The 24,113-nt window shown below is 60.9% G+C and carries 20 protein-coding genes; 6 read left to right on the top strand and 14 right to left on the bottom strand.

From position 1 onward, the window contains the following. Positions 1-48: 48 nt before the first annotated feature. Positions 49-1,485: an FAD/NAD(P)-binding protein gene (locus ATY78_RS00535; RefSeq protein WP_088680817.1), complete on the bottom strand. Its 1,437-nt coding sequence runs from the start codon at positions 1,483-1,485 to the stop codon at positions 49-51. Positions 1,486-1,570: 85 nt separating this feature from the next. Then, positions 1,571-2,014 carry an OsmC family protein gene (locus ATY78_RS00530; protein WP_088680816.1) on the bottom strand — a complete coding sequence of 148 codons (444 nt, stop codon included), beginning with the start codon at positions 2,012-2,014 and terminating at the stop codon, positions 1,571-1,573. A 144-nt stretch (positions 2,015-2,158) separates the two neighbouring features. Here ATY78_RS00530 and ATY78_RS00525 point away from each other — a divergent pair, with 144 nt between their 5' ends. From ATY78_RS00525 to ligD, 4 genes are all read left to right on the top strand, one after another. Next, positions 2,159-2,419, top strand: coding sequence for a hypothetical protein (locus ATY78_RS00525; RefSeq protein WP_088680402.1), 261 nt, complete (start codon positions 2,159-2,161; stop codon positions 2,417-2,419). A 77-nt stretch (positions 2,420-2,496) separates the two neighbouring features. Continuing rightward, positions 2,497-2,727 (top strand): DUF2188 domain-containing protein, encoded by a 231-nt coding sequence (locus ATY78_RS00520; protein ID WP_088680401.1) that lies wholly within the window; start codon positions 2,497-2,499, stop codon positions 2,725-2,727. Between the two features lie 18 nt (positions 2,728-2,745). Next, positions 2,746-3,585, top strand: coding sequence for a Ku protein (locus tag ATY78_RS00515; protein WP_088680400.1), 840 nt, complete (start codon positions 2,746-2,748; stop codon positions 3,583-3,585). Position 3,586: 1 nt separating this feature from the next. Next, positions 3,587-6,097 carry a DNA ligase D gene (gene ligD / locus ATY78_RS00510; RefSeq protein ID WP_088680399.1) on the top strand — a complete coding sequence of 837 codons (2,511 nt, stop codon included), beginning with the start codon at positions 3,587-3,589 and terminating at the stop codon, positions 6,095-6,097. Between the two features lie 5 nt (positions 6,098-6,102). On the opposite strand, the gene ATY78_RS00505 is transcribed toward ligD, so the two are convergent. Beyond that, positions 6,103-6,906: a Ku protein gene (locus tag ATY78_RS00505; protein ID WP_088680398.1), complete on the bottom strand. Its 804-nt coding sequence runs from the start codon at positions 6,904-6,906 to the stop codon at positions 6,103-6,105. Between the two features lie 518 nt (positions 6,907-7,424). On the opposite strand from ATY78_RS00505, the gene ATY78_RS00500 reads away from it, so the two are divergent. After that, on the top strand, positions 7,425-8,759 hold the full coding sequence (locus ATY78_RS00500) for an O-antigen ligase family protein (RefSeq protein ID WP_088680397.1): 1,335 nt from the start codon (positions 7,425-7,427) through the stop codon (positions 8,757-8,759). 63 nt (positions 8,760-8,822) lie between these two features. On the opposite strand, the gene ATY78_RS00495 is transcribed toward ATY78_RS00500, so the two are convergent. From ATY78_RS00495 to ATY78_RS00470, 6 genes are all read right to left on the bottom strand, one after another. Continuing rightward, complete coding sequence (locus ATY78_RS00495) at positions 8,823-9,968, bottom strand: right-handed parallel beta-helix repeat-containing protein (RefSeq protein WP_088680815.1); 1,146 nt, start codon at positions 9,966-9,968, stop codon at positions 8,823-8,825. A 220-nt stretch (positions 9,969-10,188) separates the two neighbouring features. Next, the gene (locus tag ATY78_RS00490; protein ID WP_088680396.1) at positions 10,189-11,115 is read right to left on the bottom strand and encodes an amino acid ABC transporter substrate-binding protein; all 927 of its coding nucleotides are present in this window, start codon (positions 11,113-11,115) and stop codon (positions 10,189-10,191) included. A 17-nt stretch (positions 11,116-11,132) separates the two neighbouring features. After that, on the bottom strand, positions 11,133-12,491 hold the full coding sequence (potE, locus tag ATY78_RS00485) for a putrescine-ornithine antiporter (RefSeq protein WP_088680395.1): 1,359 nt from the start codon (positions 12,489-12,491) through the stop codon (positions 11,133-11,135). A gap of 126 nt (positions 12,492-12,617) precedes the next feature. Further along, positions 12,618-14,981: an ornithine decarboxylase gene (speC, locus tag ATY78_RS00480; RefSeq protein ID WP_088680394.1), complete on the bottom strand. Its 2,364-nt coding sequence runs from the start codon at positions 14,979-14,981 to the stop codon at positions 12,618-12,620. Next, on the bottom strand, positions 14,978-17,239 hold the full coding sequence (locus ATY78_RS00475; protein WP_088680393.1) for an arginine/lysine/ornithine decarboxylase: 2,262 nt from the start codon (positions 17,237-17,239) through the stop codon (positions 14,978-14,980). Before ATY78_RS00475 ends, speC begins: the two co-directional genes overlap by 4 nt. Before the next feature lie 160 nt (positions 17,240-17,399). Further along, positions 17,400-18,326, bottom strand: coding sequence for a cation transporter (locus tag ATY78_RS00470; RefSeq protein WP_088680392.1), 927 nt, complete (start codon positions 18,324-18,326; stop codon positions 17,400-17,402). Between the two features lie 194 nt (positions 18,327-18,520). On the opposite strand from ATY78_RS00470, the gene ATY78_RS00465 reads away from it, so the two are divergent. Then, positions 18,521-19,876 (top strand): amino acid permease, encoded by a 1,356-nt coding sequence (locus ATY78_RS00465; protein ID WP_088680391.1) that lies wholly within the window; start codon positions 18,521-18,523, stop codon positions 19,874-19,876. 14 nt (positions 19,877-19,890) lie between these two features. On the opposite strand, the gene arcC is transcribed toward ATY78_RS00465, so the two are convergent. The 5 genes from arcC to ATY78_RS00440 all read right to left on the bottom strand — a co-directional run bounded on the left by arcC (position 19,891) and on the right by ATY78_RS00440 (position 23,978). After that, positions 19,891-20,826 (bottom strand): carbamate kinase, encoded by a 936-nt coding sequence (gene arcC / locus ATY78_RS00460; RefSeq protein WP_088680390.1) that lies wholly within the window; start codon positions 20,824-20,826, stop codon positions 19,891-19,893. A 1-nt stretch (position 20,827) separates the two neighbouring features. Then, the gene (locus tag ATY78_RS00455) at positions 20,828-21,832 is read right to left on the bottom strand and encodes an ornithine carbamoyltransferase (RefSeq protein WP_088680389.1); all 1,005 of its coding nucleotides are present in this window, start codon (positions 21,830-21,832) and stop codon (positions 20,828-20,830) included. A 37-nt stretch (positions 21,833-21,869) separates the two neighbouring features. Next, positions 21,870-23,099 (bottom strand): arginine deiminase, encoded by a 1,230-nt coding sequence (arcA, locus tag ATY78_RS00450; RefSeq protein WP_088680388.1) that lies wholly within the window; start codon positions 23,097-23,099, stop codon positions 21,870-21,872. A 147-nt stretch (positions 23,100-23,246) separates the two neighbouring features. After that, a complete protein-coding gene (locus tag ATY78_RS29035; protein WP_348626675.1) occupies positions 23,247-23,579 on the bottom strand; it encodes a hypothetical protein in 333 nt (110 codons plus the stop codon). Between the two features lie 48 nt (positions 23,580-23,627). Continuing rightward, positions 23,628-23,978: a hypothetical protein gene (locus ATY78_RS00440; protein WP_088680387.1), complete on the bottom strand. Its 351-nt coding sequence runs from the start codon at positions 23,976-23,978 to the stop codon at positions 23,628-23,630. Positions 23,979-24,113 lie beyond the last annotated feature (135 nt).

The following is a 24,113-nucleotide window of genomic DNA, read 5'->3' as shown; positions in this document are numbered from 1 at the left end:
GAAGTCAATCACGCCCGACAGCCGGAGAACGACATTCGGATTGAGAAATCAGGCGGGATGCGGATTTGGCGCATCCACCCGCAGCTTCGCGGCGATCTCGCTAGCAACGAAGAAGGCATGTTCCGTCACCTGCGGCAGCCCCATCAACTCGCCGAACGTGCCGCGCGCCAGGGGACCGGAGATCAACAGCGACGGGTCGGCCGTCCCGGACGAGCCGATCGCTTCCGACCGCTCGGTGCAGGCAAGACCGAGGCCCGTGGGATCGAGCGCCAGGTGGCCGTTTGACGCAAGAGCCGCAAGCCAAGGCTGGGTTTCGAGAATGCCGCCATGCGCCGGGCCGGTGGTGACGACGACGGCGTCATAGCTTCGCTCCAACTGATGACGCTGATGTCGCGGCTGGAGGGTGCAAAGGATGAGCTCGCCTTCCATACGTGCATCGGCGAGCGAACCGGCAAGGATCTCGAGCCGACCCGCGGCTACCGCTGCATCGAGCACGGCCTCGACCTGCGGCGCAATGCGGAACCGGTGCACATCCCAATAGGGACGCAGATGGCGGACGAGACGGCATCGTTCTGTAATCGGCAGCGCCTGCCAAAGATCATGCCCCTGCGCCCTGACCTGGTCGATTACGCCGTGCCAGCTTATGCCCTGCATCTTCGCCGCGTCTATCGCCACGCGGATGACCGCGAGCAGCGAGACGGCGGAATGAGAGGCATCGGAGACGAAATCGCCGAAAAGCTGCTGCGGCACTGGCGCGTGGCCGCGCGAACGCAGGCCGCGCCGCGAGATCGCGGCAATTGGGCCGTCGTGCCCACGCTGCGCCAGCGAGGCAATGACGTCGGCAGCCGTCAGGCCGTTGCCGATGACGAGCACCCGGTCATGCCGGCGGATCACCTCGAGCGCGCCCGGTTTGGTGGTATCGGCGACGAACCGCGGATGGGCCGCAAGCCTTGCTGCGAGCCGGCCAGGAGCTGCCGGCGGCGGATGGCTGGTGGCGATCGCGACGATATCGGCCTCCGTCACGCCGCCTTTGTCATCCCGGATCGACCAGCGGCCGCCACGGCGCTCGACCGCCGTCACCGCAGCACGGCGATGACGCACGGCGCCGTCGTCCAACAGCGGCTTCAGCAGGGAGGCGACATATTCGCCGAAGAGCCGGCGCCGGGGGAAAAGCATGCCATCGGGCCGTTTCGCATCGGGATCGTCGGCGACGGCGTCGCGCGCTTCGATCCAGGCCTGGAATTCGCCTATGTCGCCGGGCTGCAGACTCATCTTGGCGGCGGGGACATTGATGCGGTGGGCCGGATCGGCCGTGTCATAGGCGAGGCCCCGGCCGAGCTCGGCCCGCGGCTCGAAGACCACGATGACGGGACGTCCGCCGCAATCTGCCCTGGCGAGATGATAGGCAACGCCGGCGCCCGAAACGCCACCGCCGATGATGGCGACGACAGGCTGCTGAGACTTCGGAACTGGCTTGGGCTGCATGGTGGCCGGATCATCGCTTTCGATGGCCGAGCATAGAAGCCGGGCATTGGTCGCGCAATCCTCCGGCCGCAATTGTCTATAATTATTATGTAGAGTCTGCCTTGCCCGATATCGTCGTGGAAAAATCGGGATTGCCGCGGATCGTGTTGCTCACCGTGCAGATCTCATCCTCTGCCGCATGGACGATTTTGCCACGCGTTTCATCGTCGATATCGCCCTCGATCGAAAAGGCGATGTTGAACTTTGCGACGCGCGAGGGGCCTTCCGCTGCCTTTTCACCGGTGACATCGGCCGTGATCCTGCTGATCCTGTCCAGAACGCCCATCTGGCTGGCGGCAATGCGGGCGCTGAGCACGAGGCAGGCCGAAAGCGAGGCATAGAGCAGATCGAGCGGGCTGAAACCCGGCTGCGAGGGCGCGGTGACGATATCGATCTCGCCTTTGGTGGTGGACGTGACATGCGGAAAGCCCACACGGCCGAGAACGGCGGTGGCGCCGGTCGGACGGGGACGAGCCTTGAGATCGGCCATGATGAAATCCTCTGACAACAGACCTTCGGATAATGATTTCCGCCCTGCCCCGCAACGGTGCCGGCAGCCCATCGGCGACGGAACCTTTCGATCCTTCATCAGTTGATTACACCTGAACGAAATCAGTGACAAAGGTGGATTGCGATGGCGCACGCCCGCAGCATGGATCGCCGGGGCCGGGGCATGGATGCCCGCGATCGGCTGATCGTCGCGCTCTATGCACAGCTGAAGGCCGAGCGGGAAACGCGCGAGACGCTGGAATGGGCAATCCGCAACGGCGCAATCTCTCAGGAGGTGCTGGAGGCGATCGCCGCCGATCCCGTCCCCGTCGTCACCAGCGAGGACATCGCATCGCTCGAGAAGATCATCGCGCTCGACGAAAGTCGCAAGCCAAATCGGAACTAGAGCATGATGCCGAAAAGTGTGAGCGGCTTTCGGACGACATCGTGCTTCCATTGTTGAATTAAGAGAGGAGATCCGAAATGGCCGATATCACCTATCAGGTCGTGCCGCATGACAATGGCTGGGCCTACAAGCTCGGCAACACGCTTTCCGAAACCTATGCCACTGCGGACGAGGCGATCGTCCACGCCAAGCACGCCGCATCACGCCAGAAAATCGGCGATGGCGATGCGCTGCTCGCCTATCCCTCACCCGATGGCGGCTGGGCATTTCAAGAACTCGAAACCGACAAGAGCAACAGTCGGCTCTGATTTGCGACGGAGGATGGAATGGCCGCGCGGGCAAGCTGGAAAGGTCATCTGAAAGTGGGCGACTTGGCCTGCGCCGTCGGGCTCTACACGGCCATTTCCTCCTCCGACCGCGTCTCCTTCAACATCATCAACCGCAGGACCGGGCACCGGGTCGAACGGCAATTCATCGACAGCGAGACGGGCAAACCGGTCGATCGGGACGATCAGGTCAAGGGCTACCGGATGGAGAATGGCGATTACATCGTCATCGAGGGCGACGAGATTGCCAAAATCATGCCGCAAAGCGACAAGGTGCTGGATGTCAAAGCCTTCATCGGTTGCGACGCCGTCGACAAGCTTTACTTCGACCGCCCCTACTACCTCGCGCCCGCCGACCCCCATGATGAAGAAGCACTGGCGCTGATCGGCCGGGGCATGCGCGACGGCAAAGTCGTGGCACTCGCCGAAGCCGTGCTTTTCCGGCGCAACCGGACGCTGCTCATCCGTCCCCATGACGACTATATCGTCGCGACGATGCTGAATTTCGATTACGAAGTTCGTTCGGCCGACAGCGTCTTCAAGGATATCCCCGACATCAAGTTCGATAAGGAAATGCTCGAACTCGCGGGCCATATCATCGAGACCAAGCACGGCAGCTTCGATCCGAGCAAATACGAGGACCGTTACGAGGCCGCTCTCGTCGAGCTTGTCAAAGCCAAGATCGAGGGCCGCGCACCGCCGAAGAAAAAAGCGCCACCGGAACGCAAGGTCGTCGACCTCATGGAGGCACTGCGACAAAGCGCGAAGATGAGCGGCAAGCCGCCTGCAAGGAAGAAGGCGCCAGGGCGCAGCGACAGCGGCAGGAAGAAGGCAAGCTGAGATGGCTCTCGAAACCTATCAGGCGAAGCGCAATTTCAAGATCACGCCCGAGCCGCGCGGACGAAAGGGCCACAGCAGCGGCAACAGCTTCGTCATTCAGAAGCACGATGCGACCCGGCTGCACTATGATTTCCGGCTGGAAATGGACGGCGTGCTGAAGAGCTGGGCTGTGACGAAGGGGCCGAGCCTCAATCCCGAGGACAAGCGGCTTGCCGTACATGTCGAGGATCACCCATTATCCTATGGCGATTTCGAGGGCATCATCCCCAAGGGACAATATGGCGGCGGCACCGTCATCGTCTGGGATCGCGGCACCTGGACGCCGCATGGGGACGTTCACAAGGCCTACTGCAAGGGCCATATGGAATTCGAACTCGACGGCGAGAAGCTGAAAGGCCGTTGGCATCTCGTGCGCATGCACGGCCGTCCCGGCGAAAAACGCGAAAACTGGCTGCTGATCAAGGGGGATGACGCCGAGGCACGCCATGACGGCGATATTCTCGACGAGAGGCCGGAATCAGCCAAAACCGGTCGGCAGATCGAAGAGGTGGCGGAAAATCCCGATGCGACCTGGAATTCCAACGCGAAGGACGGCAAGGCGGCTCCGACCAAAAGACCGGCGCGGAAAGTAAAAGCCCCGGCACTCCGGAAACAGGACTGGCCGAAAGGTGCGCGCAAAGGGGCGATGCCCGATTTCATCGAGCCGGCGCTTGCCAGGCTGAAGCCGAAACCGCCGGCCGGCGACCGCTGGATCCACGAGATCAAGTTCGATGGCTATCGACTGCAGGCTAGGATCGACGACGGCGATGTCAAAATGCTGACCCGCAGCGGACTCGACTGGACGGCAAAATTCGGCAGGGACGTGCTGGTTGCCCTTGCCTCCCTGCCGGTGCAGTCGGCGGTGATCGACGGCGAGATCGTCGTGGAACGCGATACCGGCGCTTCGGATTTCTCGGCGCTGCAGCACGATCTGAGCGAGGGCCGCTACGATCGCTTCGTCTTTTATGCCTTCGATCTTCTCTATCTCGACGGCCACAGCCTTCTGAACGCCGCACTCATCGACCGCAAGCATCTGCTCGAAACCGTTCTGCCAGGCGATAACGGCAAGCTGCGCTATAGCGCGCATTTCAACGAAAGCGGCGGATTGGTGCTCGACCATGCCTGCCGGCTCAGCCTCGAAGGCGTGATCTCCAAGCAGCGCGACAGTAAATACACTTCCGGGCGAAAGGGCGAGTGGATCAAATCGAAATGCTCGCATCGGCAGGAATTCGTCATCGGCGGCTATGTGCCCTCGACATCGATGAAGAACGCGATCGGCTCGCTGGCCATGGGCTATTATGAAGGTGGCGAGCTCAAGCATGTCGGCCGCGTCGGAACCGGATATACGGTGGCAACGGCGCAGATGCTCCATGAGAGGCTGTCGCGGCTTCAGCAAAACAACAACTCCTTTGACGACAAGCTCACGGCCGAGGAGCGGCGCGGGCTGATCTACGTGAAGCCGCAGCTGGTCGGCGAGGTGGAATTCCGCGCCTGGTCGGCCGACGGCAATCTTCGCCATGCCGCCTTTCGCGGCCTGCGCGAGGACAAGCCGGCGAAGGGCGTGACGCGCGAGACGGAAACGACGACACGGCGGGACCTGCCGAAATCGGCGGTGGCCCTCACCCATCCCGATCGCATCTATTGGCCGGACGAGGGTGTGACCAAGGAAGGGCTGGCAAACTATTACGCCCAGGTCTGGCGCTTCATGGCGCCCTATGTCGTCAATCGGCCGCTGGCGCTGTTGCGCCTGCCCGACGGCATCGACGGCCGTCAGCGGTTTTTCCAAAAGCATGCCTGGAAGGGCATGAACCCGCATATCGGCGAGATCATCGACCCGAAGGACAAGCAGGGAGAGAAGCTGCTGCGCATCACCGATTTCGACGGCGTGGTGGCGCTGGTGCAATCGGCCGTGCTGGAAATCCACCCCTGGGGTGCAACGACCGACAATTGGGAAAAGCCCGACATGATCACCATGGACCTCGATCCCGGCGATGACGTGGAATGGGAAGATGTCATCACGGCCGCTTACGGGCTGAAGGAACGGCTGGAGGCCGAAGGCCTCGCCGCTTTCGTCAAGACGTCGGGCGGCAAAGGCCTGCATGTGGTGACGCCGCTTGCGCCGAAGGCGGGTTGGGTGGAGGTCAAGGCCTTTGCCAAATGGCTTGCCGACAGCATGTCATCCGACGACCCCGACCGCTATCTCGCCACGGCGACCAAGGCCAAGCGCAAGGGGAGGATCTTCATCGACTATCTCCGCAACGGCCGCGGCAACACGGCGGTCGCTCCCTATTCGACGCGGGCAAGGCCGGGAGCCGCGGTCTCGATGCCGCTCAAATGGGATGAACTCAGCGCCGACATAGGGCCGGCCTACTTCACCGTGGACAACACGCCGACGCGGCTCGACGCATTGCCGAAAGACCCGTGGGATGGATTTTTCGCGGCCGCCAAACCATTGGAAAAGAAGAAGCGATAGCAGTTCTAACGCGGCTTGCGACCGCCTTCCGCAGCCAGGCTCTTTTTCAGCGCATCCATGATGTTGATGACATTGCCGGTCGATTTCACCGGCGCCGGCTTTTTGGCGGGCACTGATTTCTTCAGGCTCTTCTGCTTGCCGCGGATCATCGACTTCAGGCGTTTCTGGACCGGGTCCTGCACCATGGCCGGGCTCCAATCCTTCGTTCCTTCCTTCACCAGCTGCTTCATCAGGACCAGCAGCTTGCCGTCAATCTCCGTCTTACTGTCGAGTTCGGCCACCGGCTCGCGCACCTCCTCGCCATAGCGCAAGGTCCAGAGAATGATGCCTTTGCCTTGAGGCTCCAGGAGCACGGCGCGCTCGCGGCGATAGAGAACCAGCCGGGCGATGCCGACGACGTCGTTCGCCTTCATCGCCTCGCGGATGACGCAGAAGGCTTCCACACCGACCTTATCCTCCGGCGCGAGAAAATGCGGCTTGTCGTACCAGATCCAATCGATCGAGCCGCGCGGCACGAAACTGTCGATATCGATGGTGCGGGTGCTTTCGAGCCCGACCTCCTCGATCTCCTCGTCCTCAAGCAAAACATAATCGTCCTCGCCACGCGGATAGCCCTTCACCTGGTCTCTCTCGGCCACCGGCTTGTGGGTAACGCTGTCGACATAGCGGCTTTCGACGCGGTTCTTCGTCTGGCGACTGAGGACATGGAAACGGACCTTGTTGCTCTCCGTCGTCGCCGGCGTCAGCGAGACGGCGGCAGTGACGAGCGAGAGTTTGAGATAGCCTTTCCAGAAGGTCTGACGCGCCATGAGTGTTCCCACCTGCAAACGCCGTTGGACATGGCATTGAACGGCGGGAAAGGGGCTTTGGTTCCGAGAATTGGGGATTCTGGACAAATTGTGACATTGTGGTTCCAGCCGCTTGGAACGTCAGCCGAGACAGCAAGATAGATTGAAAACCCATTAAGGCACAGTTTTCCGTGCCGGATGGACGAACGAGCGCCCAGCGCGACATCATGGAATGTCTTTAGCGGCTGGATTCAGGGAGTAAGATCGCTTAAAGTCGCCCGGCGTGGCGATGAGACATCCCACTTGAAACAATAAGCTGTTGAAGTCATTTAGAAAAATTCACCATGGCTGTATCGCCCGCCGGAGCGGGCAGTTTGCAAGCCAGTGATACGGTTATCGAAACGGCCAAATGAATTCACTCCCAGCAAGCAGAATCCGATGGATGCAAAAATCAATTCTCGGCGCCGCTCGATCGAAGCTCCCATTCGTTCGATGACGCGCAGCCGGGTTTCTCCCAGATTGATTTATAAGAGCCTTCAATGACGATAGAAGATGCAGCTTCGGCAAGAAACTACTATCCACCAGGCTACCATCGGCGGTCTGTACCCCGATGGCGCGTCAGACGCGATGTCCTGGCAAAGCTTGTTCTGACGATAGCATTTTATGCTGCTCTTTGGCGGGCCACGAGCATGTGGTACGGCCTTCCAGCAAATTTCGAAGACGGGGCATCGGTCGACCCACTCCCGATGAAGCTGCTGCTCTACAGCCTTATCCCTTTGTCGGGCTTATACTTTCTGCTGGAGCAGCGGCAGTTCCTGAGGGTTTTCTCAAGGATTTCGCCGCTCATCGTGGTTGTTGGCATTTCCTGCCTGACATCGATTGTTTTCTCAATCGACAGAGGCGCATCTCTGAAGGGATTGGCTGCGGTCATTGTTCTAGCCATCCCACCTCTTCTATACCGCGCACGCTACGGGAATGTCGAAGCATTCAAAATACTCGGGCGTTTCGCCATAGCGGCGGCATTTATCAACGTTCTCTACACAGCAGCTTTTCCCCAATTCGCCATCATGCGTGGCAGCTATGCGGGCATGGTCAAAGGTGCTTTTTATCATAAGAACACGTTGGGACAGTTTTGCTCGGTCAGCTTTGTCTGCCTGCTGTCGACGGAAAAGCTCGGGCGGCTTCGTTACAGTACCCTCATCCGCTGGGCTGCGATGCTCTGCCTTCTCGCATTGATCGTGGCAACAAAGTCCTCGACAGCTGTCGTCCTGACGATGTTCGGCAGCGTGATGCTGTATGCGGTCCGTGTCATTCACGTCTATCCGAACCGCCTTTTCCGTTCCTTCGTCGTTTTCCTGTTGTTCGTGATCGTCGGCTTCGGCGCCAGCTTTGTTTATCTGGGAGTAGCCTCAGCCGTTGCAGAAGCATTCGGCAAAGACATTACCTTCTCAGGGCGTACCAATATCTGGGAACAGCTACTGCCATTGATATGGGATCGGCCTGTGACAGGTTATGGGTTTGCGATGTTTCGACAGCCCGAGGTCATGGAGCAATATGTCAAGGTTACATTCGATGCACGTTCGACCCACAACACGTATCTTGAGCTAGCGCTTAACATCGGCATTCCCGGCGTCACAGCATGGACGTTGTTCTTGCTGACCCGCCTATTCAGGAAAATGACAATCGTCGATCCCGATCCTGCCGAATCCGGCGCCAGGCGAAAGGAGATTGTCATCATCATCCTCATCATGCTTGGGGCCATGACCGAGGCAGGTATGATGCTTGCGCCTTTCATTCTCTGGCCGCACATGGTCATCGCGCTCTCGGAACTGCGTCCCAGGTTACGGACAAACCCAACACTGCGCCGACCTTGAAGGCAACGCGCGATCGACAGCAAAATGCTTCACCGGCCTTCAGCGAGGCCGGACAATCGCCGCTTAGATCGAAAGATATCGCTTCTGCCATGGCAGCATGTGCTCCTGCCATGCGCGCGGCTTGAAGTCGTCGTAGGCGGTCTCGGCTATCGCCAGCATCCAATTCTGGTCCTTGCGGGCCAGCAGGACGCATGAGAGTTCCATGCCGGGCTCGGTGGCGATGGAAGGCCGGTTGGCGCCCGGGATATCGATCCCCTTGTTGCGCCACTGGATGCGGATCTCATCCGGCTCGGATGTCCATTCTCCGGATGCGACGGATGCTTTTCCGTCGGGGCCGAGGCGAAGCGGTGGCGGCGTGACATTGAGAAAGCTGCCGTCATTGGCATAATTGTCGTCGACCTGCCCGGCGGTCGCTTTGCCGTTTCCCTTCAGGACGATATCCTGCCCGCACCGCAGGAATATGTTGCGCCGGAAGCTCCCGGACCACGCGCGGTTGGCGAAGAAGGCGATGTCACATCCGCTGATCACGTTGTCATGGATATCGATGTCTTTGCGGAATGCCTGTTCCTGATCCGAAAAACCGCTCAGGGCAACGCCGCGATTGTTGTTCTCGATCCAGTTGTCATAAACATGATGCCCGGCATGGTCCGCCTTGTCGCCAATGCCGTAGCCGAAGGAATAGTCGTTCATCCGGCCGTCGCGCATGATGTTGCTGCGCACGACGGCATCATCGCCAATCGATGAAAAGGAGAAGTTTTTCCCGCCGATGAAGTTGTATTCAACGCGATATTTTCGAGTTTTGTCACAGACCAGCGCGCCCTTGTTCGATGCGCTGACCGGCGACTGAAGGAAGAGATTGCCCCGGATGACGACATCGGAGCTGATATTGGTATCGCTGTTTTGGTAGGCGAACTGGCAGCAGTCGGCTCCCTCTCCCGGCGCCGCTCCGAACCGGTTGTTTTCCAGCAGCACGTTCACCGTCTTCGTGAGATAGATGCCATCGCCCTTCACATTCTCGGTTTCACAGCGCCTGATGACGAGGTTCGTGCCGTTGTGAAATTTGAAGCCGCGAGGAGAATTCTTGACAACGACATCCTCTATCACCGTGTCGGAAAACACCTGATAGGCGACGCCGATATCCTCGGCGCCATCGATGACTTGCCCTTGCGTATGGGCGCCGTGAACTTTCTTTCGAGAGATGGCGGGCATCAGATCTCCAATCGACAGGATCATCGCTCCAGGAGTTAATGAAGCGCGTATGGCAGGAGTTTGACGGCTTCCTCTCGGTGCGCCATTCCCAAGCGGGGCTACTTGTATCTTGAAAAGGGAAGAAACGACACGACAACCTTACCGATCTCGCTGAACGAGCTTCGGCGGCTGTCGCCGTTGATGAAACGGCGCCTGCGTCAATGTCACGCGCCGAACGCGCCTATTCCGGCAAAGTCGTCTGCTGGAAGAATGTCACGGTCGCTTCGTCGGGCGGTCCGAACCATGTCGTGAAAAACGTCCGGAAATCCTGGGATGCGTAAGCCTGGCTCAGGGCACGATCGACGGCCAGGCGAAAGTCCTCGTCGCCGCGCGCCAGTTCGAGGCCGAGCGGTTCGTAGGTGAAATAACGCTGCAGGACGATCAGGTTGCCGGAGTTGTCGCTGCGGGCAGCAGCGTCCATCAGCAGCGGCATATCGCCGAAGAGCACCGCCGAACTGCCGTCGAGCACGCTTTCGATCCCCTGCTGATAGTCATTGACCGGTGTCGCGGTCGCCGCGAGCTGGAAAGTCTTGATCCTGTCGGACAGCCAGCCTTCGCTCGTCGTGCCGGCGATCGACGAGAATGTCTTGTGTTCGAGGATCGTACGGGCCGGGGAGCCACGCCAGACGGGACGGCTCGACGGTTCGCCATATTGCAGGACTTCGCGCAACGCCAACGGCGCGCTGGCGCTGAGCAGCGCGCCGGTGCCGCTCGGGAAGATCGGGATGGAGAACGAGACCTGCTGCCGGCGCGTCAGCGTCACCGGCTCCGCCCCGCAGACGAGATCCGCCGCGCCGCTCTCGATGGCCTGTGTCTTGGCGTCGCCTGACAGGGAAACCCATTCCACATCGAGTTTCGGCAGGTTCAGCTGGGCTCTCAGACTATCGGCGATCTTGTTGCAGAGGGCGACGGCGTAACCATCGGGCCGACCCTGCTCGGCATTGAAGGAAAAGGGCCTTGCATCCGGATCGTAGCCAAGCTTCAGCGCGCTGCTTGACCTGACACGGTCGAGCGTCTGCGCCTGCGCTGATGTGCCGAGAGCCGACGAGGCCGTCGCGGCGAGGACAGAGAGGGCGACAATCGCCCAGCGACCATTTCTTCGTGACATGTTTGGTCCTCCCTCTGTTAGGCAGTCGGCGCCCGGTTCGCGCCATCGGCGAAACGCGGGGCGATCAGGCCGTAAATAATGAAACCGATGCCGGTGACGATCATGCCGCCCAGCACCGCATCCTTGCCGGAGGCGTAGATGGCGAAGACGCTGTAGGCCATGCCGACCAGGGCGATGGTGGCGTTCAGCCGGTATTTCGCCTGTGGTACGCGAGCGGCCTTCATCATGACGAACAGGGCTGAAAGCGCGATGATGTAGGGCAGCACGTTGGTGACGACAGCGAGATTGACGAGCGCCGAGAACTGTTCGCTGAGCGTTGGCGATATGGTCATCAGGGCAAGGCAGGTTTGGACGATGCCGAGAATGATCATGCCGCTGACCGGTGCTCCCATCTCGTTCACCCGGGAAAATATGGACGGGAACATCCGCTCGTCCGCAGCGGTCTTCGCCGTCTGGGCGATCGTGAACTGCCAGCCGAGCAGCGAGCCCAGGCAGGCAAGCACGGCAAGCGCCATGATGATCGAACCGATCGTCGGATTGAACATGGTGGCATAGGCGAGTGCGAACGGCCCCGTGGAGGTGGCGAGATCCGCATTCGGCACGATGCCCTGAATGACCGTCGTCGACAGGATATAGATGACGGCGGCGCCGAGCGTGCCGAACATGCAGGCGAGCGGCACGTCGCGCTTCGGGTTCTCCACGGCGTCGGAATTCTGCGCGGCGGACTCCATGCCGAGGAAGGCCCAGAGTGTGAGCGAAATGCTCGATCCCATGCCTTGCGCCAGCGTCAGCCCCTGCGGGTTCCAGGCTGCGCCGAAGGTGCTGGAGCTGAACCACAGCCAGCCGATGATCGACAGCAGCCCGACGGGAAGGATGACGCCCCAGACCGTGACCGAGCCGATGCGGCCAGTGATGCGCGGCCCGCCGAAATTGGCGGCCGTCGTCAGCCACAGGAGCACGATCAGCGCCAGGCAGGTCATGATCGGCGTCGATGTCAGCACCGGAAAGAACCCGGCGAGATAACCGACGGCCGAGATGCCGATCGCCACGTTGCCGACGGCAAGCGACAGGAAATACAGGAAGAACACCATGAAATAGCCGTCCTTCCCATAGGCATCTTCCGCATAAGCGGACATGCCTCCGGGGCGCTGGTTGAACAGCCCCGCCTGGGCGAAGCCATAGGCGATCGCCATCGAGCCGATGGCGGTCACGAGCCAGGAGAGGAGCGAGATCGCGCCGACCTGCGCCATGTTGGCGGGCAGCATGATGATGCCTGACCCCATCATGTTGACGGCGACGATGAAGGTGAGCTGCACCAGGTTCATCTTTTTCTTGGTCGTGGTCTCGGCCGCAAGATGCATCGTGTTGTCGGTCATGACGAAATCCTCCCTAAAGCGCGCCGCGATCTTTCAGATTCGCTTGGCCGACGCCTTAACTCCTTGTTTTTGCACATGCCGTTATCGCAAAACCGCTGCGCACTTTTGCGCGGCATGTTCCAGCCCCTACTCGCGCACGACATAGGTGTGGAATTTGATCCGCCCATCGATCCGCTCCTGGAATACGCCCTGGACCTCGTAGTTGAAGCCGGGGAACCGGTTGAAGGATTCTTCGAAGGCGAGGAAATAGTCCCGCATCGGCCGCGCCCTTTCGTCCCAGCGTTCTCCCGGTACGATCACGCCGATGCCGGGCGGATAGATCAGCGCCAGCGTTGCCGAGATGCGGCCGGCGGCTTCCGTCAGCGGCACGTAATCGACATTGTTGGCGACCAGTGCCTCATAGGCCTGCTTCGGCGCGATCGCCGGCTCCGGGAAGCTCTCGGAGCGGAAGCACAGGCGCTGCAACTCCTTGACGCCCGCCTCGCGGTAGAAGGAATGCATCTCATGGCAGACCTGGCGGACGGTATAACCGGCATAGCGCTCGCGATTGGCTGCAAAGACGGTCGGCAGCACCTCCTGAAGCGGCGCGTCGCGATCCCACAGGTTCTTGAACTTGACGAGCTTGGCGACGAGCGTGTTCAGCTTGCTCTCGTCCTCAGCCGGGGTCAGCAGGAAGAGCAGGCTGTTCAAGTCGCATTTTTCCGCCACCACGCGCTGTTCGCGCAGATAGTTGGCGACGACAGTGGCCGGAACGCCGAATTCGCGATATTCGCCGGTCTTTCGGTCGATGCCGGGGGTCAGGATCGCAAGTTTGTTGGGATCGACCATCGTATAGCCCGGCGCATAGCCGGCATAACCATGCCAGTTCGCCTCCGGATCGAACCGCCAGCATTGCTGCTCGCGTTTCAGCACTTCGGTCGGAACATCCTCCCATCTGATGTCGGCGAGATCGCCGGTGTGCTTGGAGCCTGAAACCGTCACCCTGTCCGGCACGAAGGGATCGAAGAACCACTGTTCCTCGGCGCTTGCGGCTTTGGTTTCGTAATGTCCCACGAAACCGCGCAGCTTCTTGCGAACCTCGATCCCGAGTTCGATGCAGCGGTCCCAGAGCATCTCGCCGGCCTTGCCCTCATGCACCTTGGCATTGACGTCGAGCGAGGCGAAAAGCGGATAGAAAGGAGAGGTCGAGACATTCATCAGCAGCGATTCATTGAAGCGCTTGTGTTCGACGAACCTGCGCTGGCCCTTGATATGTTCGTCCCGTTTGTGGATCTGCGATGCCTGGGAAAAACCGGCGCCCTGCTTGTGGACCGACTGGGTGGAAAACAGCCCGGGCATGTCAGCCCTGAGGTCTTTGAGGCGCATCGGGCTATGGCCGTCGAAGAGCGGATGGAAGGCGTTGTAACCGATCCAGGCCTCGTCCCAGAGCACGTAGTCGCAGAGATGGCCGATCTTCTCCATCACTTGGGCGACATTGTAGATCGTGCCGTCATAGGTTGCGAGTTGGATGCAGGCCAGCCGGAACGGCCTTTCGGCCTTCGCGCGGCTCTTGTCGGCGACGAGCGGATGCTCCTCTATTTTTTGCCGCAGCCAGGCCTCGTCCCAGGCCGCCCAATCGACAGCCCCGATCATGCCGAAGGAATTGCGGGCGGTCGGCAGATAGATCGGGATGGCGCCGGCCTGCACGAGAGCGCCCTGATGCAGGGATTTGTGATTGTTGCGATCGAAGAGCACGAGATCGCCGCTGTGCAGCACCGCATTGGCGACCACCTTGTTGGAGGTGCTCGTTCCGTTGAGGATGAAATAGGTGCGGTCCGCGCCGAAGATGCGGGCCGCCTGCTTCTGGGCCTCGACGGCGGGGCCTTCATGGATCAGGAGGTCGCCGAGATCGACATCGGCATTGCAGAGGTCGTTACGGAAAATGCTCTCGCCGAAATATTTGAAGAAGAGCTGGCCGGCCGGCGATTTCCGATAGAACTGGCCGCCCTGATGCCCTGGGCAATCGAAGGCGATGTTTGCCTCGCCGTCATAGGCCATCATGCCGCCGAAGAAGGGCGGCAGCAGCGATTTGCCGTAATTGACCGCGCTGGACACGATCTGCTTGGCATAGAAGGTGGGCGTCTGCTGGCCGAGATAGACGAAACCATCCACCTCGCCGGCCATCTCGACGACATCCATATCGGCAATCGTCAGCGTATCGGCCATGGCCCAGATCGGCGTGCGGAAGCCGATCTCCCTCACCGAGCGAAGGAAGCTGCGCGCCGCCGGCAGCTTGCCGCCCTCGACCGAGCCGATATAGGCGCCGACGTCGGCATCCTCGGAGACATCGGCGGAATAATCGTCGCGCAGTTCCACTTGGAAACCCTGAGCGGTGATCTGTGACACCAGCGCCTGAGCCTGAGAATTGTCGCGGTCGATGATCGCGACGATCTTCAGCATCTTGTGGAAGGGTATGGCGACCGTCGGGGCCTTCACATCACGCGGGATCATTTCTGCCCCTCCCCTGCAATGCAATCGACGAGGTAACGGCGTCCGCCGTCGCCGGGCGCGAAGCGAAGGCCGTGAATATCGGTTTCGAAACCGGGGAATTTACTGTCGAAGTCACGAGCGTAGAGCAGGTAGTCCTGGATCGACTTCGTCGACTGGGTGATCCGCTCGCCCGGCATGATCAGCGGAATTCCCGGCGGATAGGGAACGATCATCACGGCAAGGATGCGGTCCATGAGCTTGTCGATCTCGACGCTCTCGATTTGGCCTTTGACCAGCCGGTCATAGGCATCGGCTGGACGCAGCGCCATTTCGGGCAGGACCGTGTACATCTCACGCTGCGCCTTCGGCACGTCGTCCTTGCGATAGATCGCGTGGATCTGCTCGCAGAGATCCTTCAGACCCATGCCGGCATAGGCTTCCGGATGGGAAGCGGCGACTGCGGGCAGCGCGCGGGTCAATGGCGCATTGGCGTCATAGAGATCCTTGAAATTGAGCAGTTCGGTGACGAGCGTGCTCCATTTGCCGCGGGTAATGCCCATCGAGAAGAGAACGAGGAAGGAATAGAGGCCGGTCTTTTCGATCTCGATGCGCCGCGACGACAGGAACTTGGTGATGACGGCGGCCGGTATTCCATGCTCGTCCATCACCCCGCTTGCCGAGAGACCCGGCGACAGGATGGTGACCTTGATCGGGTCGACCATGACGTGGTTTTCGGCAAGGCCGGTAAAACCATGCCAGGCATCATCAGGCTTCAGAACCCAGTCGGCATGGGTATCGCTCGGCGTCTGCTCGGCAACCGTCGGCTCCCAGACGTCGAACCACCAGCTGCCTTCCGTTTGCTTTCTCACGGCGTTCATCGCGCGGCGGAAGCTGATCGCCTCGTCGATCGTCTCCTGCACCAGCGCGCGCCCGGCCGGCTGCTCCATCATCGCGGCCGCGACGTCGCAGGAGGCGATGATGCCATATTGCGGCGAGGTCGAAGTGTGCATCATGAAGGCTTCGTTGAAGCGGGTGATGTCGAGACGCTTGTTCTCAGCATGCTGGATATGGATCATCGATGCCTGCGACAGGGCGGCCAGCAGCTTGTGTGTCGAGTGGGTGGCGAAGGTGATGGCGTTTTGCGACCGCGCGGGCTGGTTCGATGAAATCCCGTGGAAGCCGTCGTAGAATTCGTGGAAATTGGCATAGGCGTACCAGGCCTCGTCGAAATGCAGCACCTCGACCGCGTCGCCGAGCGATGCCTTGATCGCATCGACATTGTAGCAGAGCCCGTCATAGGTCGAGTTGGTGATGACCATCAGCCGGACCTTGCCGCTGGTCTGCCCGGCAAAGGGGCTGGCGGCGATCTTGCCGGCGATGGCTTCAGGCGTGAACTGATCCTTGGAGATCGGACCGATGATGCCGAGCCCGTTGCGCGAGGGCGTCAGATAGATCGGCGTGGCGCCCGTCATGATGAGGGAGTGCAGGATGGATTTGTGGCAGTTGCGGTCACACAGCACGAGATCGCCGCGCCCGACCATGCCGTGCCAGACGATCTTGTTGGCGGTCGACGTGCCGCCGACGACGAAGAGGGTCTCGTCCGTGCCGAAGATGCGCGCCGCATTGCGCTCGCCCTCGGCGATCGGTCCGACATGATCGAGAAGCGAACCGACGCTGCCGACCGATACGGAGATATCGGAGCGCAACGTATTTTCGCCGAAGAACGTGTAGAAGAGCTGGCCGACGGGGCTCTTGCGGAAGGCGACACCACCGCCATGACCGGGCGTATGCCATGAATAGGCGCCTTCGAGCGTGTAATCCATCAGCGCCTTGAACATCGGCGGCGGCAGCCGGTCGAGATAGTTGCGGGCAGCCTGCGCGATGGCGCGCGCCATGAATTCCGCTGAATCCTCGAACAGCCGGAAGAAGGCGTTGGCGTGGCGCAGCACCGTGGCCGGAACGTCTTCCGCGGTTGTATCGTCGCCGAAGAGGAAGATCGGCAGGCGGTCGTTTCTCTGCCGCTTTGCGGCGAGCACTTCTCCCAGCACCTGCCAGCGCGTGGCCTTGTCCTCGGCGCCGTCGACGGAGACCAGCCAGCAGGACTCGGTATTGAAAACGTGCACGAGACGGCGCGCATCCTCATAGGAAACCCCGGAGACGATCCGGAACCCTTCCTTCTCGATGGCTGCGGCGAGATCGCGCATGCCGCGTCCGGCAGCGCTCTTGCCATCAAAATCCTCGTCGATAACGGCTATCGGAAATGCCATCTGGAATTCCATGCGTTCCTCCAGAAACCGAGGTCAAAGGCTGCGGCCGGCATGCAGCCCGCGTTCATCTCAGGTTGAAGGATCGTACATGACGGGTCGTGCAGCGTCGTTGATTGCAATCAACGTGATGCGAAGCATTTCGATATCGGTTGAGCGCTGGTATCCGGCTTGGCTATTCCGCCCATTCCCGATCGGCGGTGAAGGCGATCGTCAGCCAGCGATTGGCGCTTTCGTCACCGATCGCGTTCCCTATCTCATCGCGGAGCGCGTCCCATTCCTCCACGGTCTTTGCCGGAAGCCCTTCGGGGACGATGAAGTAGAGTTCGATCTGCATGGCCCGGCCGACCTGGGCGACATAGGCGCGGTGCGAGAGGAAGCCGAGACGGCGAACCGTTTCCGAGGCGACGCGGTCGACATGCGCCTGAAGGTCGACCGGGGCAATCAGCAGGATCTCGGTGAACGCCTTCCAGACGGTGCCGATCGGAAGCGGAATCATCACCAGGCAGACCAGCGCCAGCACCGCCGGGTCCATATAGCTTGCAAGCCAGGCAGCGGGCGTTGCCTGCACGGCCATGCCGATCAGGAATGCGATGAGCAGCGCAAGCGCGATACCGCCCGACATGATCCAGGCCTTGATGTCGAGTGAGACGAAATCGGATTTGATACGCGCATTCAGCCTGATGCCGAGGAAGGCCATGATCGCGCAGACAATCAAGGTCGCCGCGGAATAGGCGACCGCCATGCCGAATTGCAGTTCGTGACCGCCGTTCAGGATGCTGATGATCGCGCTGATCAGCGCATAGACGCCGACCGTCATCAGCAGGCAGCCATTGAGCATGAGCACGATCGGCTCCAGATGCCAGAAGCCCATCGTAAACCGATTTCGAATCCGTCCGGATCGGGCGTCGCTCTGCGTCGATTGTATGATCAGGCTGGAAACCCAGAGCGCAAGTCCGGTCATCGCCGCATCGGCCAGCGAATAAACGCCGTCGAAGGCGATCGAGAAGGAGCCGGAAAGAATGCCGAAGACGACGCCGAGCGTTGCGACCACGACGGTCGCCGCGATTGAAATTCTGAGAAACCCCTGCTCGCCCAGCATCGTCGACCCCGTCTCCGCTCCAGCCCGTCATGCGACGCGCTTTGGCAGATTTATCCCGATGACGAAGGCTAGACCAGCCCGGCGGACTACGCATTGATCCGGATTGCGGCCGCCCGTTTTTGCAACGACAATCGCTGTTTGAAGGCGGTCCGCAGAGACATCGGCTCCGGGCAGCCGTCTCTTGGGGGAAGCTCATGACAACGTCGCCCAATGGCAAGAGCCTCGGACTTGCCGCCTGCACCGCCATCGTGGTCGGAAATATGGTGGGATCGGGCTTTTATCTTTCGCCGGCCGCGGTCGCGCCCTATGGCAATCTTGCGATCATCGTCTGGATCGTCATGGGCGCCGGCGCGATCTGTCTCGGCCTGACCTTCGCGCGCCTGGCGAGCCTCGTGCCCGCCGTGGGCGGCCCCTATGCCTATACGAGGCTCGCCTATGGCGATTTCGCCGGCTTCCTCATCGCCTGGGGCTACTGGATTTCCATCTGGACATCCCTGCCCGTCATCGCGATTGCCTTTGCCGGCGTGATGGTCGATCTCTTCCCCGCCCTCGGCAATCGCTTCGCCGCGACCGTGCTGACGCTCGGCGTCATCTGGGCGATCGTGCTCGTCAATCTTCGCGGCGTTCACGCGGCGGGCGTCTTCGCCCAGGTCACGACCTATGCCAAGCTGCTTCCCTTCGGCGCCGTTGCCATCATCGGCCTGCTCTATATCGACACGTCGCATTTCTCCGATTTCAACCCGAGCGGCCAACCGCTGCTGCAGTCGTTTGCAACGCTGGCGCCGCTCACCATGTTTGCCTATCTGGGGCTGGAATCGGCGACTGTGCCCGCGGGCGATGTCGAGAATGCGGAGCGGACCATTCCGCGCTCGACGGTCCTTGGGATCTCGATTGCCGCAGCTCTTTACGTGCTCGGCACCATTGTCGTCATGGGCCTCGTGCCGCGTGAACAGCTCATTCACTCGGTCGCGCCGTTCTCCCAGGCTGCAGGGATCATGTGGGGGCGACCCGGTGAACTGGCGATCTCGATTGCCGTCCTGGTTTCCTCTATCGGCGCGCTCAACGGCTGGACCCTGCTGATGGGGCAGGTTCCGATGGCAGCGGCCCGCGACGGGCTGTTTCCGCCGCTTTTTGCACGGCTTTCCGCGCGTGGCGTACCGGCTTGGGGCATGATCATCTCAGCCTTCTTCGCAACGCTCCTCGTGCTCGTCCAGGCTCTCGGCTCCGAAGGCTTTGCCGCCGTCTATCGGCTGATGGTGGGACTGAGCACGATGGCCGCCGTCGTTCCCTACGCCTTCTGTGCGCTTGCCGGAACTCTCGTTGCCGGCGCAACGCATGGCCGAATGCCACGGGTCAGCGCAATCGAGCTGATCGCTTTCGTCTTTGCAATCTTTACCCTTTACGGCTCCGGCGCCGAGCCGGTGCTCTACGGCCTCGTCCTGTTGATGCTCGGCATCCCCGTCTATGTCTGGCAAAGGCGAAACGCGGCTGAGACGACTGACAAAGAAACGGCTGCGGGCGCAGCAACGCACCCGGCCGTCTCAGGATAGATTTGCCTTGGAAATCAGTGCCAGCTCAAGCCGTCAAAACGTTCATCGATGATCGTCCCGCGTTCGCCGCGCACCATCCCGGCAATATCGGCAAGGGAACCGATTGCGGCCGTCTTGCCGTTTGCCCGTGCAAAATGGCAGGCAGCGTCCACCTTCGGCCCCATCGAGCCGGCCGGGAAGGAAAACTGGTCGAGATCGTCGGGACGAGCACGGTGGATCGCCTTTTGAGACGGCTTGCCCCAATCGATGCAGACAGCCTCGGCATCCGTCGCCATGATGAGGAGATCCGCAAGGAGTTCTCGCGCCAGCAGTTCCGAGCACAGGTCCTTGTCGATCACGGCTTCGACGCCGATCAGCTTCCGGTCGGCGCCCTTCTCGTACATGGTCGGGATACCGCCGCCGCCGGCGCAAATGACGATGGTGCGCTGTTCCAGCAGCCAGCGGACGGGCCGAATCTCGAAGATGCGCTTCGGCGCCGGCGAGGCGACGACGCGCCGCCACTTTTCGCCGTCCTGCTTGAACACCCAGCCCTTTTCCGTGCGAATCCGGTCCGCCTCGGCCTGGTCGTAGACCGGGCCGACGAATTTGGTGGGATTTTCGAAGCCGGGATCTTCGGCATCGACTTCCACCATGGTGAGAAGCGTCGCCAAGGGCTGCTCGAAGGGCAGGAGATTGCCGAGCTCCTGCTCCAGCATATAGCCGATCATGCCTTCGGTCTCGGCGCCGAGAACATCGAGCGGATAGGCCTCCTCGGGTTTATAGGCGGCTCCCTGGAGCGCAAGCAGGCCGACTTGCGGACCGTTGCCGTGGGTGACGACGATCTCATGTTCGGCCGCCAGGGGCGCGATCGCCTTGGCGGCAGTGCGCGCATTCCGCCTCTGGGTATCGGCAGTCATCGCTTCCCCGCGCCGGAGAAGCGCATTGCCGCCAAGCGCTATGACCACACGCATATCAATCTCCCAAGGTCGCGACCAGTAGGGCCTTGATCGTGTGCAGGCGATTTTCCGCCTGCTCGAAGGCGACGTTGGCCTCGGACTCGAAGACGTCGTTGGTCACTTCGAGGCCGTTCGCCATGCCGTAATCTTCGGCGATCTGCTTACCGAGCGTGGTTTCGGTATCGTGGAATGCCGGCAGGCAATGCATGAACTTGGTCTGCGGATTGCCGGTCGCCTTCATCAGATCCTGGTTGACCTGATAGGGCGTAAGCAGCTTGATGCGCTCGCGCCAGACATCCTTCGGCTCACCCATCGAGACCCAGACGTCAGTGTGGATGAAGTCGACGTCCTTGACCGCCTCTCTCGGATCTTCGCTGACCAAGAGCCGCGCGCCCGAGGCCTGCTGCAAATCCTTGGCGATCTTCATATATTCTTCCGAAGGCCACAGCGATCTCGGGCCGCAGATGCGCACATCCATGCCGAGCAGGCAGCCGACGATCAGCAGCGAATGCCCCATGTTCGAACGGGTGTCGCCGACATAGGCATATTTGATCTGGGCGATCGGCTTGTCGCTGTGCTCGCGCATGGTCATGACGTCGGCGATCATCTGGGTCGGATGATATTCATCCGTCAGGCCGTTATAGACGGGCACCCCGGCATAACGCGCCAGTGTTTCGACGCCGTGCTGCGCCGAACCGCGATATTCGATCGCATCATACATGCGTCCCAGCACCCGCGCCGTATCCTTGAAGGATTCCTTGTGGCCGATCTGCGATCCCGACGGATCGAGATAGGTGACGTTGGCGCCCTGGTCCGAGCAGGCGACCTCGAAGGCGCATCTCGTCCGCGTCGAGGTTTTCTCGAAGATCAGGCAGATTTCTTTGCCTTTCAGGTGCTCCTGCTCTGTGCGGGCATATTTGGCCCGCTTCAGGTCCCGGGCGAGATCGAGGAGATAGCGGAATTCCCGCGGCGTATAGTCCTGCACGGTCAGAAGCGAGCGATTGCGCAGATTGAAACTCATGGTCTTGCTCCGTCGGTCCGGTTCGTGGGTGGAAACGTCAGTAAGCAGGGTCGCGCCAGATGGGGCATGTCATGCAATGCCCGCCACCACGGCCGCGTCCGAGTTCGGAGCCGCGAATGGTGATGACCTCGACGCCCGCCTTGCGCAGCAGCGTATTGGTGTAGGTGTTGCGGTCGTAGGCGACGACGACGCCCGGCTCGAGCGCCACGACATTATTGCCGTCGTCCCATTGTTCGCGTTCGGCCTGATAGGAATTGCCGCCGGTCTCGACCGTGCGCAGCTTCGGCAGACCGAGCGCTTCGGCGACGACATCGAGCATCGGCCGGTTTTCGGGATGGATCTCAAACGTGCCGTCGTCATCCTTCGGATGCATGCTGTAGCAGCGGATCTGATCGACCACTTCGGCAAACAGCGTGACGACGTCACGGTCGCAGAAGCTGAAGACGGTATCGAGGTGCATGGCCGCGCGGCTCTTCGGCATCAGGCAGCCGATCACCCGCTTTGCCGCCTTGCTTCTGAACAGGGCCTGCGCCACCTGGCCGACGGCCTGATAGGTGGTGCGCTCGCCCATACCGATCAGCACCGTGCCGTTGCCGATCGGCATGACGTCGCCGCCTTCCATCGAGGCGTTGGCGAACTGATCGTCTGAATCACCCCACCAGATCTGGAAATTGCCGCCCTGGAAGATCGGATGAAACTTGTAGATGGCGCGCTGGATCAGCGTCTCGGCGCGTCTTGCCGGCCAGAACATCGGATTGCAGGTCACGCCGTTATAAATCCAGCAGGAAGGGTCGCGCTGGAACAGCGTGTTCGGGATCGGCGGGATGACGAAATCGCTTTCCGGCAAGGCGCTCAGCATCAGGGCCTTCGCCCTGACGTCGGGCAGGTCGGAGATCGCGATGCCGCCGATCATGAAGGCGGCGAGCTGTGTCGCCGGCATTTCGTCGAGCCATGGCCGCATCGCCTCGGCGACCTGCGAGCCGAGCACGTTCGGAGTGATGCGCCGATCCAGGATGAAATCGCGCGCCTGCTGGTTGGAAAGCGTCTCGCCGAGCAGGTCGTGGAGTTCGAGAACCTCGACCCCTCTCTCCTGCATCTTCAGGACGAAATCATAATGATCCTTCTGGGCCTCGTGCACCCAGAGGACATCGTCAAAAAGCAGATCATGGCAGTTTGCAGGCGTCAGGCGCTGATGAGCCAGGGATGGTCCGCAGACCATGACGGTTCTCAGTTTTCCGACCTCAGAATGAACACCGAAACCACGCATGCGGTCCTCCTTCCAGCCATAGCGATAGCGGTCGCGCCGCCGGCTCCTTGAACAACGTCAGATTATTGTGGGCGCTCCGCTCATGTCATTGATTGCAGACAAGGTGCGGCGCAGCATTTACCGCCCGGCACCCGGAACATGCCTGGCTCAGTGGAGATCCGACCCGTTGTTTCGCCGTATCCGCCATGCCCGCCAGTGGGTGGGGTGAACGTCCAGCATCTCACCCGTCAGGGCATTGGCCCATCCGCCGGCCAAGCGCTGGCAGGGAAAAACCAGCGCATGGACGCCTTCGCCGTCGATGACGGCGAGTTCGATATCCTCTTCGAACGGAGCTTCGACGATCAACCGCCACATCACCGAACCCTCCCCGACGATGCGCGAGCGTCGACCGGGTGCGGAGCTGTTCTCAGGCAGGCCGATCGCTCGCCCGGCATCGCTTTTCCAGCCGGCGCTTTGCGTACGGCGGCGCAACGACATCATTGTCCCGCCCTTCCGATAGAAGTGAGATCCTGTGGGTCCAGCAACAGCTCATTCAATATAGAAGGTCAGGTTGCCGTTACGGGCGCGCGTCACCCATTCGATTTGGTTGGGCGTCAGCTTCTTGGCCTTCAATTGCTGAACGAGCCACGTGTTGGAACGGATAGCCGTCCGGATTTCCTTCACATGTTCGTCGCTGCCCGGCCTCGGCATTGCGCCGACCTCAACCGCGGTTCGAAAACTGACGATCGAAAACCGTTTGTCGTGATAGTTTTTGATGTGCTCCGGCAGGTTTTCGGCCCAGTTCATGCGCCGGTATTCCTTGCGGGTCTGCTGGGCGTCGACAGGCGCCGCAACCGATGCCGCGGTCGCGATAAGAATGGCAAGGGCAATCTTCTTCATCTTCCTGCTCCCTCAAATGGCCGTATGCCCATTGCCTTGCAGAGTAGCGGAAGAATGAGGCTGCGGCATTGAGCCGGATCAATGGGGGAGTCGAGCCAAAACCCTGGAAAGCCGGGCCTTCCAACCTGCCGATTG

The sequence above is a fragment of the Rhizobium sp. R635 genome (assembly GCF_002211285.1).
Classification (GTDB): domain Bacteria; phylum Pseudomonadota; class Alphaproteobacteria; order Rhizobiales; family Rhizobiaceae; genus Rhizobium.
This window is presented reverse-complemented; position numbering and strand designations above follow the sequence as displayed.

Bases quoted from the DNA above. Each gene is read 5' to 3' on its own strand.
- ATY78_RS00535 (WP_088680817.1), bottom strand. From the start codon at position 1,485: ATGCAGCCCAAGCCAGTTCCGAAGTCTCAGCAGCCTGTCGTCGCCATC.
- ATY78_RS00530 (WP_088680816.1), bottom strand. From the start codon at position 2,014: ATGGCCGATCTCAAGGCTCGTCCCCGTCCGACCGGCGCCACCGCCGTT.
- ATY78_RS00525 (WP_088680402.1), top strand. From the start codon at position 2,159: ATGGCGCACGCCCGCAGCATGGATCGCCGGGGCCGGGGCATGGATGCC.
- ATY78_RS00520 (WP_088680401.1), top strand. From the start codon at position 2,497: ATGGCCGATATCACCTATCAGGTCGTGCCGCATGACAATGGCTGGGCC.
- ATY78_RS00515 (WP_088680400.1), top strand. From the start codon at position 2,746: ATGGCCGCGCGGGCAAGCTGGAAAGGTCATCTGAAAGTGGGCGACTTG.
- ligD (WP_088680399.1), top strand. From the start codon at position 3,587: ATGGCTCTCGAAACCTATCAGGCGAAGCGCAATTTCAAGATCACGCCC.
- ATY78_RS00505 (WP_088680398.1), bottom strand. From the start codon at position 6,906: ATGGCGCGTCAGACCTTCTGGAAAGGCTATCTCAAACTCTCGCTCGTC.
- ATY78_RS00500 (WP_088680397.1), top strand. From the start codon at position 7,425: ATGACGATAGAAGATGCAGCTTCGGCAAGAAACTACTATCCACCAGGC.
- ATY78_RS00495 (WP_088680815.1), bottom strand. From the start codon at position 9,968: ATGCCCGCCATCTCTCGAAAGAAAGTTCACGGCGCCCATACGCAAGGG.
- ATY78_RS00490 (WP_088680396.1), bottom strand. From the start codon at position 11,115: ATGTCACGAAGAAATGGTCGCTGGGCGATTGTCGCCCTCTCTGTCCTC.
- potE (WP_088680395.1), bottom strand. From the start codon at position 12,491: ATGACCGACAACACGATGCATCTTGCGGCCGAGACCACGACCAAGAAA.
- speC (WP_088680394.1), bottom strand. From the start codon at position 14,981: ATGATCCCGCGTGATGTGAAGGCCCCGACGGTCGCCATACCCTTCCAC.
- ATY78_RS00475 (WP_088680393.1), bottom strand. From the start codon at position 17,239: ATGGAATTCCAGATGGCATTTCCGATAGCCGTTATCGACGAGGATTTT.
- ATY78_RS00470 (WP_088680392.1), bottom strand. From the start codon at position 18,326: ATGCTGGGCGAGCAGGGGTTTCTCAGAATTTCAATCGCGGCGACCGTC.
- ATY78_RS00465 (WP_088680391.1), top strand. From the start codon at position 18,521: ATGACAACGTCGCCCAATGGCAAGAGCCTCGGACTTGCCGCCTGCACC.
- arcC (WP_088680390.1), bottom strand. From the start codon at position 20,826: ATGCGTGTGGTCATAGCGCTTGGCGGCAATGCGCTTCTCCGGCGCGGG.
- ATY78_RS00455 (WP_088680389.1), bottom strand. From the start codon at position 21,832: ATGAGTTTCAATCTGCGCAATCGCTCGCTTCTGACCGTGCAGGACTAT.
- arcA (WP_088680388.1), bottom strand. From the start codon at position 23,099: ATGCGTGGTTTCGGTGTTCATTCTGAGGTCGGAAAACTGAGAACCGTC.
- ATY78_RS29035 (WP_348626675.1), bottom strand. From the start codon at position 23,579: ATGATGTCGTTGCGCCGCCGTACGCAAAGCGCCGGCTGGAAAAGCGAT.
- ATY78_RS00440 (WP_088680387.1), bottom strand. From the start codon at position 23,978: ATGAAGAAGATTGCCCTTGCCATTCTTATCGCGACCGCGGCATCGGTT.